Origin of the sequence: Lederbergia sp. NSJ-179, from assembly GCF_022867885.1 — a bacterium.
Classification (GTDB): Bacteria; Bacillota; Bacilli; order Bacillales; family Bacillaceae_C; genus Lederbergia.
On sequence record NZ_JALIFP010000024.1, the window covers coordinates 49414 to 60585 of the forward strand.

General features: G+C 38.9%; 11 protein-coding genes. 2 read left to right on the plus strand and 9 right to left on the minus strand.

All coding sequences use genetic code 11. The features are described 5' to 3' along the window. Positions 1–142 precede the first annotated feature (142 nt). Together murC and MUB24_RS15960 are read right to left on the minus strand one after the other, a co-directional pair. Positions 143–1462 (minus strand): UDP-N-acetylmuramate--L-alanine ligase, encoded by a 1320-nt coding sequence (gene murC, locus MUB24_RS15955; protein ID WP_244705801.1) that lies wholly within the window; start codon positions 1460–1462, stop codon positions 143–145. A 330-nt stretch (positions 1463–1792) separates the two neighbouring features. Then, the gene (locus MUB24_RS15960) at positions 1793–4177 is read right to left on the minus strand and encodes a DNA translocase FtsK (RefSeq protein WP_244705802.1); all 2385 of its coding nucleotides are present in this window, start codon (positions 4175–4177) and stop codon (positions 1793–1795) included. A gap of 132 nt (positions 4178–4309) precedes the next feature. Here MUB24_RS15960 and MUB24_RS15965 point away from each other — a divergent pair, with 132 nt between their 5' ends. Beyond that, positions 4310–4975, plus strand: a complete 666-nt coding sequence (locus MUB24_RS15965; RefSeq protein WP_244705805.1) for a YhcN/YlaJ family sporulation lipoprotein — start codon at positions 4310–4312, stop codon at positions 4973–4975. A gap of 86 nt (positions 4976–5061) precedes the next feature. Here MUB24_RS15965 and MUB24_RS15970 read toward each other — a convergent pair whose 3' ends face one another. The 5 genes from MUB24_RS15970 to MUB24_RS15990 form a co-directional block, all read right to left on the minus strand. Continuing rightward, positions 5062–5271 (minus strand): hypothetical protein, encoded by a 210-nt coding sequence (locus MUB24_RS15970; RefSeq protein ID WP_244705807.1) that lies wholly within the window; start codon positions 5269–5271, stop codon positions 5062–5064. A gap of 16 nt (positions 5272–5287) precedes the next feature. Then, positions 5288–6139 carry a cytochrome c oxidase assembly protein gene (locus MUB24_RS15975; RefSeq protein WP_244705809.1) on the minus strand — a complete coding sequence of 284 codons (852 nt, stop codon included), beginning with the start codon at positions 6137–6139 and terminating at the stop codon, positions 5288–5290. A 148-nt stretch (positions 6140–6287) separates the two neighbouring features. After that, positions 6288–6446 carry a hypothetical protein gene (locus MUB24_RS15980; RefSeq protein WP_244705811.1) on the minus strand — a complete coding sequence of 53 codons (159 nt, stop codon included), beginning with the start codon at positions 6444–6446 and terminating at the stop codon, positions 6288–6290. Positions 6447–6748: 302 nt separating this feature from the next. Next, on the minus strand, positions 6749–7234 hold the full coding sequence (locus MUB24_RS15985) for an NUDIX hydrolase (protein ID WP_244705813.1): 486 nt from the start codon (positions 7232–7234) through the stop codon (positions 6749–6751). A 38-nt stretch (positions 7235–7272) separates the two neighbouring features. Further along, a complete protein-coding gene (locus tag MUB24_RS15990; RefSeq protein ID WP_244705815.1) occupies positions 7273–8025 on the minus strand; it encodes an alpha/beta hydrolase in 753 nt (250 codons plus the stop codon). Between the two features lie 192 nt (positions 8026–8217). Here MUB24_RS15990 and MUB24_RS15995 point away from each other — a divergent pair, with 192 nt between their 5' ends. Further along, on the plus strand, positions 8218–8697 hold the full coding sequence (locus MUB24_RS15995; RefSeq protein WP_244705817.1) for a DinB family protein: 480 nt from the start codon (positions 8218–8220) through the stop codon (positions 8695–8697). A 71-nt stretch (positions 8698–8768) separates the two neighbouring features. Here MUB24_RS15995 and MUB24_RS16000 read toward each other — a convergent pair whose 3' ends face one another. Next, positions 8769–9188: a universal stress protein gene (locus MUB24_RS16000; RefSeq protein ID WP_244705819.1), complete on the minus strand. Its 420-nt coding sequence runs from the start codon at positions 9186–9188 to the stop codon at positions 8769–8771. Between the two features lie 28 nt (positions 9189–9216). Continuing rightward, positions 9217–10668, minus strand: a complete 1452-nt coding sequence (locus MUB24_RS16005) for a SulP family inorganic anion transporter (protein ID WP_244705821.1) — start codon at positions 10666–10668, stop codon at positions 9217–9219. Positions 10669–11172 lie beyond the last annotated feature (504 nt).

The window sequence follows — 11172 nt, forward strand, 5'->3', positions numbered from 1 at the left end:
ATTTCCTGCAAATAAGTTAAAATTAAGAGAAAGGTCATATTTTGTATTAATTTATGTCTTTTATTCTACTTCTATTCATTCAAATGCGAAGAATTGAAAAAACCTGGAACGATGTCCAGGTTTTTCATTACGTTAAACAAAATTATTGAGCTTTTTTCAATTGCTTTAATAAAAAATGTTCATATTCCAATTGAAATTTCTGGATATCTCCCGCTCCCATAAAAAGAATAACGGCATCATCGTGTAATTGCAAAGGAGATGTGTCATCTTCATGAAGTATTTCTGCATCCTCTATTTGTGTTTGTAAATCCTCGATCGTTAGTTTCCCATGATTTTCACGAGCGGAACCAAAGATATCACATAAATAAACTTTATCTGCTTCACTTAAGCTTTCTCCAAACTCTTGTAAGAAAGTCTGGGTTCTTGTAAAAGTATGTGGTTGGAAAACAGCAACAATGGACTTCTCAGGATACTTTTGGTGTGCCGCTCGGATGGTTGCTCTTATTTCCGCCGGATGATGAGCATAATCATCCACTAAAATTTGCCCACCTACCATTGTCTCTGTAAACCGCCTTTTCACACCTTTAAAGGTTTTGAAGCAATCTTTCAGAATCTCGACATCCACACCCTCATAATGACATAATGCGATCACAGATAAGGCATTTAATACATTATGCTCCCCATACAAAGGAATTTCAAAATTGGCATAAAAATGGTTTCGTACATAAACATCAAATACTGTACCGTTTGGCGATTTTTGCAGGTTACGGGCTTGGAAATCATTCTCTTCCCTGAAACCATAATATAAAACAGGTGCCTTTGCTTGAATTTTTTGCAAATAATCATCGTCACCATAGGCGATAATCGCTTTATTCACTTGCATAGCCATTTCTTGAAACGCCGAAAAAACATCCTCTATACTCGAAAAATAATCAGGATGATCAAAATCAATATTGGTCATAATGGCATAGTCGGGATGATAGGCGAGAAAATGCCGTCGATATTCACACGCCTCAAACACAAAATACTCTGCGTCCTTCACCCCACATCCAGTTCCGTCCCCAATCAAATAGGATGTTGGCTTTGCCCCTCCAATCACATGAGCCATTAATCCCGTTGTTGAGGTTTTCCCATGTGAACCTGTCACAGCGATACTTGTAAATCTATCCAATAGTTCTCCTAAAAACGCATGATAACGAATAACAGGGATTCCTAATCTTTCAGCTTCCTCAATTTCTTCATGCGTATCCGGGAAAGCATTCCCAGCGATCACTCTCATTCCAGCCTTAATATTCTCACGATTAAAGGGTAATATGCGAATATTTGATTTTTCCAAAGAAGCCTGAGTGAAGAAATACTTTTCTACATCAGATCCCTGAACTTGATATCCCTTATCATGAAGTATTTGCGCCAGTGCGCTCATTCCCGAACCTTTAATACCTACAAAATGGTATATCGTCATTTTAGAACCTCCAACTAACGTATGTCTATTTTCATCATATGTTATAAGCGATAAAATGGCTAAAAGCATTTTGTCCCTTCGCGCACGACACAATCCGTGCAAAAATCATTTTTTCTTCACACTTTGTTTGACTCTATTATCTAACCATCGAGCGGGTAGTATGTAAGAACTTCTTTGATTTTCATTTCCATTCCAACATTATAACATTATTCAGGGAACATAACCACATAGAAAAAGAAGAGGATGACGGCGGTGGGAACCAACCTCAGGTCTACAGGGGGTAGACGTGGCGATTGTCGTGCCGTTCCTCCTCCTTTCGGGCATTTGCACTTATACAGTCGTTTCCTTTAAAGCGTCCAATTCCGTTTGAGTGATCAACACATCTCGAGGTTTGCTTCCTTTAGCCTCTGAAATAACCCCTTGATGCTCCATCATATCGATCAATCTGGCCGCTCGATTATAACCAATGCGAAATTGTCTCTGCAGCATGGAAGTAGAGGCACTGCCTTGCTTCACAATGAACTCACAAGATTCAAGATATAAATCATCTTCCTCATCTTGGACTTGTGCTTTTTTTAATAATTCTTCTTGCTCAAATAGATAGTCGGGGTCTCCTTGTGAACGGACATGTTCAATAATACGATCGATCTCTTGATCTGATACAAAAGTCCCTTGTAGACGAACAGGCTTAGAGGACCCACTACCCAAAAATAACATGTCCCCTCGACCGAGTAATTTTTCTGCTCCACCAATATCGATGATCGTTCGAGAATCCACTTGGGATGATACAGAAAAGGCGATTCTAGTAGGAACATTCGCCTTTATTAATCCAGTAATCACATCTACCGATGGACGCTGAGTGGCAATAATCAAATGGATGCCACACGCCCTTGCCTTCTGTGCTATTCGGCAAATGGATTCTTCCACATCATGCGGAGCCATCATCATAAGATCTGCTAATTCATCAATGATAATCACAATATAAGGTAATTTTTCATTAAAACGACGACTTTCCTCCGCCAATTCATTAAACCGTCCAATATTACGAACAGAAGCATGAGCAAATAGCTCATACCGTCGCTCCATTTCTTCAACAGCCCATTTGAGAGAAGCTGTTGCCGCCTTGACATCTGTGATCACCGGGCTCACTAAATGAGGGATATGATTATAAGGTGCTAGTTCAACCATTTTTGGATCAATTAAAAGTAATTTTAATTCATCAGGTCTTGCTTTATAAAGCAAGCTTACCAAAATCGAATTAATACACACACTTTTTCCCGAACCTGTTGCACCTGCAATTAAACCATGTGGCATTTTTTGTAAATCCGTTACAATCGATTTCCCAGAGATATCCAGCCCAAGGGCAGCCGTCAACGGTGATTGAGATTCCAAAAAAGATCGGTCACCAATAATTTCACTCAGTTGCACAGGTCTACTTTCCTGATTTGGGATTTCGATACCAATGGTCCGTTTTCCAGGAATTGGAGCCTCCATCCGAATATCCCTTGCGGCCATGCTTAATTTTATGTCATCACTCAAGTTCGTTATTTTATTCACCTTTACTCCGCGTTCAGGCTGAACCTCAAACCTCGTTACAGAGGGTCCTTGACTTACTTGAACGACTTGGGCCTGAACATTAAAATTGGTAAGCGTCTCATTTAACAAGTCTTTCTGTTCTTCGAGCCAGTCTTCATTTTCCTCTTTTCTAACAGGTGGATGTAAAAGCGACAACTTTGGGTATTGATAGGGTTGCCCCTGTTCTTCGACTGCTAAAGATAAAGGCGCTTGTAACTCCATTTGTTGATCCTCCTCCAGCAACTGAGACTTTTGCAAGCTTTCGTCCCTCTGTGCTTGAGGATCTTCACTAAAAATTTCTTCCGATTCTACATTCGTTCGTTTCTCGCTTACTTCCTGTTGGGATTTTTCTTTTCTTTCCATTTCTTGTTTCGATCCCTTTTGCTCCCACTTCATTTTCTTTTGTTGCCTCTCTTGCCAATTCTTCCGATCGTTTTTTAACATCAGAACATTAAATGGCAGAGCAGAACGAGTGGTTTCTTTCCGTTTGGGCCTTCGCTCCTCATCTTCATTAGGTTCATGAGCATCCATTCGATTCGTTTCTATTTTTGGTTCTTCAGCAATTTGTTGTTTTTCTTCGCTTTTCTTCTCTATTGCCTGATCCTTTACAAGTTCCCCTTCCGATGTGGGTTGTTCGTCTTTTTCTTCTTGAATTGACAAGGAATCTTCCCTATCTTCCCCGGATTTCGAGCTTCCCCGATCCTTTTTAATACGATTTGATTTCATCAAAAAAGAATCCTGTAACTCATATTCGGTATTCGCTTTTTCTGGACGTTGGTAACCAAATATAGGTGAAGGTATACTAGTTGGGCGAAATGGTTGCTTTAATTGACTTTCAATTTTATTATTTTTCAATTCCTCTACTTTTTCACTAGGACGACTGTTCTGTTCTGAACTCTCAACTTCTTTCCTCACCGAATGGTATTTATGTTCAGATTTTCTATGAGTGGTATGAGGATCTTCTGTTTTTGGACGGTCCTGAATTAATGGGAAGCGAAAGGTCCCTTTTGGATATTGGTAAGTCATCCGTGTCTCCATCGTGGATGAAAATTGCTGCTGTTTTTCAATTTGTCTTGGTTGCTGTTCTTCTTCCATTTCCTCTGACATTATTTTTAAAAAAAATCTTTTGAGCCAGGACATCCTATCCCTCTTTCACTGTATTTTGAGATCGTTTTGAAAAATCCACCTGTCCTATTATAACAAATCTCACGCATAAAAATTGAGGAAAAAGGAACATTAAAAAAGAATCACATTTACAAAGGAGGTTTTTAAGTGAAAATTGTCAAGTCATTTGCAGTTGCAGGCTTAGCTTCCCTGATGCTTGTAGGTTGTGGTACGAATGACAACAATCAAGACCGGGTTGCTGATAATAATGACCCGCTTGATGTCAATTACGATACCCGTAACACGCGCGATGGGAATAACACAAGAAATGATTTAACCTATAGAAATAATGGAACCCATTGGGATGGGAATAATGTAAACAATCGTGATGGCTATGGAGCTGACAATGTTCGTAATGATTCTGGGAATAACCGAACTAATGCTGGCAATAATACTGGGAATAATAATGCCGGCGGCAATGGCCAAGTCAATAACGATAATCGTATCGATGTTGCCGATGACATAGCAGATGACGTAACGGATTTGAAAGAAGTGGATCGCGCATATGTGCTGACAACAGGTAATAATGCGTATGTTGCAGTAAGATTAAGTGACAATCAGAACAATAAATTAAGTAATGATGTAAAGGATAAGATTGCCGATCGCGCGCGTAAGACGGATAAAAATCTCGATAATGTATTTGTTTCTGAAAACCCTGATTTCTTTGGGCAAATGCGTGATTATCGTGATGAAATCAATAATGGAAACCCAGTAAGTGGTTTTTTTGAACAATTCACAGACACAGTAGAGCGTATTTTCCCAACTTCAAGATAAAGAAAAATGCAAGTCGACCAGCGCAATACTATTATTGCAATGGTCGACCTTTTTTTAGAAAAAAATACCAATGATGACCAATGCACCTAAAATAAGCCCCCAACGGTTCCAATAACTTCCTTATCCAATATTCTTCTTGGCGGCTCAGGTGTAAAATACTTAATATCCTCAATATCTGTTTCTAGCTTCTTTACTGTTTCTCTTAGTGCTTTCACCTCTTGAAGTAGTTCAGTCGTTCGGTCGGGTAACTGACTTGTTGGTTCGACAGGGGGGTGGACTTCTTTTTTATCTTCCATTCCGGCTGCCTCCTCTCTAAGATTTTTTTTCTGGCAGTTGAATGACAATTCCTTGTACAACTCGAATGTTTTCGTCTTCTCTCTTTTCCTCTTCCTTTCCCCAACGCACAATAAGAAAGAAGAGCGCTGTTCCATATCCAAGTAATTGGATAAATTTTAAAGTAGTGCCAGCAAGTTGTTGATCAAGGATACCATTCATTCCACTAAAAAACCGATAATTCGCAGCATCGTAAACGGAATAATGCGCGTTTGTTAGGCTGAGAATTAAGAAAATACCTAATGGCATTAATAATAGAGAATTCAGAAATACATACGCAACACGAACAAAATAAGAAAATTTCCCCACATTTTTTAGCGGAGCAATAATGGTCCACCACATAAGAAAAGCTGCAACCATCAAGATAAATTGAATGAGAAAAGATAATAAATCGCTCTCATGAATCTGATTAAAAAAATACGGAACAAAATAAAGCGTTAAAACTCCATTAAAAATAATGGCAGCGATCCAAGGGTACGAAAATATTTGCACCACTTTTCTAAGTCGATACCCCCAAAAATATTTTTGGAGGAATGATGCAGGTAAACTAAGGATAAATAAAGGTATGATCGCAAAATAAAGAATCGCTACCCCAAATACATATGCCGTAAATAAAAAATCATTTCCCATTATTCTTAATGGACTACCTTTTACAAAATATAAAAGAACGATTGAAGAGAGGAAACAATATAGATGCCTGTTCGTTACCATCTTCTCCACAGAAGTTACAATTTTTTTATAATAAAGCCAGGAAAGAAATAGTAAGAAAAGTAATAATAGCGGATTCCATAACTCATACCACGGATATAGGGAATAAAGTTTTGTTAACAAGATTTTCGCCCCTCTGCCCAAATAGATTGGTTATGCATCTATTTTTTCCAACTTTTTCTTCTCTATTCTACCATAAAAAAGCGGATTTTCTGCTAATCAAGAGTAACATTCAGTGACTCTTTTTGGGACAATATGGTGGGAAATGATTTTAGCCATGATTTTTCTCTAGCACAACAATCAAAAATGTCGCTATCGGTCCGAGTAAAAGAGATAGGAGAAACCAATTTAACCCACTCCTATTTTTACCTTGGGCTAATCCTGCATTAATTAATGCAAGCGTGCCCCAGCCTACAAAATAACCTTCCATAGATCTCACTCCTCATGGTTTATCTGTTTATGTTTTTATATTGTGACCAGCTTGACGCCTCTAGCGATTACCTTCACATACGATTTAAAAAGGAAAAAGGATTCATTTTCATTGTTCCCTTTCTATGACCAGAGATGACCAAAACACAAAAAGCACCGGTCACAATGGACTCCTAATCGTGACCGGTTTACGACTCAGGCTGGGTTCCGGGCTGAACAGGATGCTGTTTCTTATGGGCAACTAACCACCCGGAATTTTAGCTTTATTACTTTTACAGAGAATGCCATCTATACGTCCTTAGATCAGCATGTTAAGGCCTTTTCCAAAATGGCCTGATGTGTCTCGTTCCACCCTGTATAGTAATTGGCTATTTCATTCGGATCAATCAAAATTCTTTGGGTCGATTCATACTTTCCTTCAAATGGAAGTAGCTCAGTGAGATCGATTCGATAAAACACTTGATAGCCGACTAATGGATACGGACTTTTTTCATTCCATTGATCATTTTCTGAGTGATTCACCTCAATCATGCCAAGCAGCGTACACAATCCCTTTGCATACGCTTCTTCCAGCACTTCACGTTTCACACAGTCCTCTGGGGTTTCTCCCACTTCAATATGGCCACCGGGAAAATCCCAACCTCTATTTTTCAAATTTACCATAAGAAGTTGTTCACGATCAAAACAAAATGCGTGAACACTTGTGATTAATTTTCTTTCAGGGAGTTCGGTACTTGGAAGCCAAGTTAACTTTACTCTCCCTCCCCAATCAACATACGAAACCGACATATGGACCTTCCTTTTAAATATATTTTAGCAAATCGAGATTACGCCTCAACAAACTCAATAATTGTTTCAATCACTTCTTTTTCCCAATAATAAGAGTTAAATGTATGATCTCCATCATGGATGGTATGTAATGTTGCTTGGTCTCCATAACATTTTTCAATATATAGATTCGATACTTCATAAGGAACAGCCTGGTCTTTAGTACCATGAATAAGAAGAACTTTCCCTTTATAGGCAGAAGCACGTTTCCATACATCGATGGTTTTCACATCGTCACCAAACGCCGAACCCACTAAATTCCCTCCATGGTCATAGGCGTCATGGCTTTCAATATAGGGCGTAAATTCCCTCATTCGTTCTATGGATATGCCAATTGTGCCGGCTGGAGCCATGAGAATCAATCTTTCCACTTGATTTTGTAATTTTCCAGCTAACAAACTTGCGACTAACCCGCCCATGCTTAAGCCCAAAATGATGATCCTATCTTCATTAACCTTCGGATGCGTTTTCACATAATTGAAAATGGTTTCAGCCTCATCTGTTTCCTTACTTATCGTCATATCTTCAAAATCCCCGTCACTTTCCCCACTACCAAGAAAATCGAAGCGGAAACTGGCAAATCCCTGTTCTTCTAAAGCTCGGGAAATTTTTAGAAATAAACGATGGGGTTCTAATTTATTTCCTGTAAATCCATGAAATAAAATAACAGCAGGTAATTTGTCTCCTTCAGGAATATGCTCCATTCCCCGTAATTGCATTCCATTATGATCGATAGTGACAGCTGTTTGCATCTGACAACTCTCCTTTTTTGTTATGTTAATTCTGTGAATAGTTTACCATACTTTTTAAATTGAATGTATTTGACTAACAAGGATGGAAGCTCGACCTTTTTGAAAATGTTACCATTCTGTAATTTTATAATTATGGAAAAATAGTGAAAGGTATACTATGATTAATAAAAGGGTATAGAGGAGGTTTTTTAATTGGGTACATTGCGACAATTTTCTTTTTCCCGGTCCAGTACGATTAGAACGTTAGAGAGAATCGCTGTAGATAAATGGGATATTCAACCTGATGGTTTCTCCAACACCATTCGCTGGAATGCAGGTCATGTTTTTGTGGTAACCGAGATTTTACTGAACAAAGCAGATCATAGCTATACAATGAAAAATCCAGACTGGTCCGCCTTTTTTGCCCCGGGAACTCGTCCATCTGAATGGTCGGAAGAAGCACCGAGCCATCAAGTCCTCATAGATGCATTAACGGAGCAAAAAGCAAAAACAAGAGAGGAATTCTTTGGTAAATCGAATCAGCCTGCTTCAGAATCCTTTTCGATTGGTTCTCATATAATGGGCACTGTGGATTCCCTGATTCAATTTGCTACCTGGCATGAAGGAAGTCATCTGGGGATTATTCAATCGCTTGATAAAATCACCCAATTCGAGCTAAGTAATAAGCTGTAAACATTTACATACAAAAAGCTCAAAAAGTCCAAAAAACTCCTTTAGTCACTAACCAACTAAAGGAGTTTTTATTATTTCACTATCAATACCGGGCAATTGACCCGCTTTGCAATTTTGTGACTTACACTTCCAAGTACCATTTCTTGAAGGCTATTTAACCCGCGACTTCCTACAACGACCATGTCACAGGCTTGTTTATTCGCATATTCTACAATAACAGGACCAGGATCTCCATGCAACATCGTTGTTTTATGCTGAATGCCCTCCCTGGTAAATAGCTCTTCCACAGGAAGTAGCTTTTGGCGTCGTTCAAATTCCAATGTTTCAGGATTTTGGCTCTGAAGAACTTCTGATTTTACTTTGGAATAATCGATCACAAAAACAATTTCGATTTCGGTATTTTTGGCTAGAGCAGCCAATTTCACGGTCTCTTCCGCTGCACGAAGAGAGTATTCCGATCCATCTGCCGCTAGTAAAATTCTTTCGTACACTCTTTTTCCTCCTTCAAATAATGGACAGCTATGCTTCCACTTTACTGTGAATAGCCAATCGTTTCACTAGTTTTGAACTAGATGGATTAAATCCGACTAACTGAACACTTTTTCCACTTTCTTCCAATTTTAATACAATTTTGTCAATGGCCGCAACCCCTGAATCATCCCAAACATGGGCCTGACTAAAATCAATCACAACATTTTTTTCAACAGCTTTCATATCAATCGAGTCCACTAATTCATCAACAGATGCAAAGAAGACTTGTCCAATAATGGTGTATACCCGCTTATTATCAATCTTAATCGATTTTATCTTTAATTTTGAAATTTTTGCAACAAAGAAAACCGCACTTAGAATGACACCGGCCATCACGCCTTTTGAAAGATCTCCTGTTACCACTACTGTGATGACGGTCACGACCATGACAATTGAATCCGTCAACGGTGTCTTGCGCAAAGTTTTGAGGGAAGCCCAGTCAAATGTTCCAATCGAAACCATGAACATAACACCAACAAGCGCAGCCATGGGAATCCGCACAACAACATTTCCGAGGACAAGAATTAAGAACAAAAGGAAGGCACCTGCAACAAAAGTCGACAATCTCCCTCTGCCACCAGATTTTACATTAATCACCGATTGTCCAATCATGGCACAACCAGCCATTCCACCGAAAAATCCAGTTACAATATTGGCGATTCCCTGACCTCGTGTCTCCATATGTTTGTCACTAGCCGTATCGGTCATATCATCCACGATCGAAGCCGTTAGTAAGGACTCCAGTAGTCCAACCAATGCAAGAGAAAGAGAATAAGGGAAAATAATTTTTAGCGTTTCTAAATTAAAAGGAATATCTGGTATGAGAAAAGTAGGCAAAGCGGATTTTAATGTGCCCATATCCCCTACCGTCCTTACATCGCTTTTTGTTAAAATCGCAATGATCGTAATTACGATAATCGCTACCAATGGAGAAGGAACAGCTTTCGTAAGTTTGGGAAATAAATAGATAATCGCCAAAGCACCTGCGACCATGAGATACATCGGCCATTTTTCACCGACGAAATGGTCCAACTGTGCCATAAAGATTAAAATCGCTAGCGCATTGACAAAACCAATCATGACAGAGCGTGGGATATATTTCATAAATCTAGCCAATTTAAAAATACCAAATACAATTTGCAGCACACCTGTTAAGATCGTTGCCGCTAGTAAGTACTGTAGACCATGATTCGCTACGAGTGAAACGGCCACTAAGGCCATTGCACCTGTGGCCGCCGAAATCATCGCTGGCCTGCCTCCTACAAAGGCAATCACAACCGCCATCGTAAAGGAAGCATATAATCCTACCATTGGATCAACACCTGCAATAATGGAAAAGGCGATTGCTTCCGGAATTAAGGCAAGGGCTACAACAATCCCTGATAAAATATCGCCCTTTATATTTCCGAACCACTGTTCCTTTAATGAATAAGTTTTCAACTCAACACCTCTATCTTTTTATATTCGACTTTGAACTCTCATCAAAGTCAAGCAGCCAAAATCATACCATAAACTTGTATTTTCACAAGTTCCTATGTAAGCGTTATATAGTATGAATACCGTCTTTTTTCGCAAAATCTCTTTCTTATTCGCCTCTATATATTTACACTGAAAAAAATATTAATTTTTTTATCGGGTGATAAGATGTTCTGGAAGTGTCCTGCTTTGTTATTTACCATTGTTGATGTAACAAAAATCAAAAACTAACAGATGAAAATGGAAAAAGACCATCCTCGTCAAGAAGAGAATGGTCTTTTTCTGTTGGATTGCTGTCCCATATTTTAAGTTGGACAGCACCAACCGCCGGGACAACATTACATAATTACTGGACAGTCAAAAGTTTTCAGCTTTAAGAAGCCAGTAAATCCTCATCGTTATCAGCGAGTTTTTGCTTGGCTTGAATTATTTTGGTTATGGATAAATGCGGGTTGCAGGCAAACATAC

Coding starts and splice junctions, on each gene's coding strand:
- murC (WP_244705801.1), bottom strand. CDS start 1,462: ATGACGATATACCATTTTGTAGGTATTAAAGGTTCGGGAATGAGCGCA.
- MUB24_RS15960 (WP_244705802.1), bottom strand. CDS start 4,177: ATGTCCTGGCTCAAAAGATTTTTTTTAAAAATAATGTCAGAGGAAATG.
- MUB24_RS15970 (WP_244705807.1), bottom strand. CDS start 5,271: ATGGAAGATAAAAAAGAAGTCCACCCCCCTGTCGAACCAACAAGTCAG.
- MUB24_RS15980 (WP_244705811.1), bottom strand. CDS start 6,446: ATGGAAGGTTATTTTGTAGGCTGGGGCACGCTTGCATTAATTAATGCA.
- MUB24_RS15985 (WP_244705813.1), bottom strand. CDS start 7,234: ATGTCGGTTTCGTATGTTGATTGGGGAGGGAGAGTAAAGTTAACTTGG.
- MUB24_RS15990 (WP_244705815.1), bottom strand. CDS start 8,025: ATGCAAACAGCTGTCACTATCGATCATAATGGAATGCAATTACGGGGA.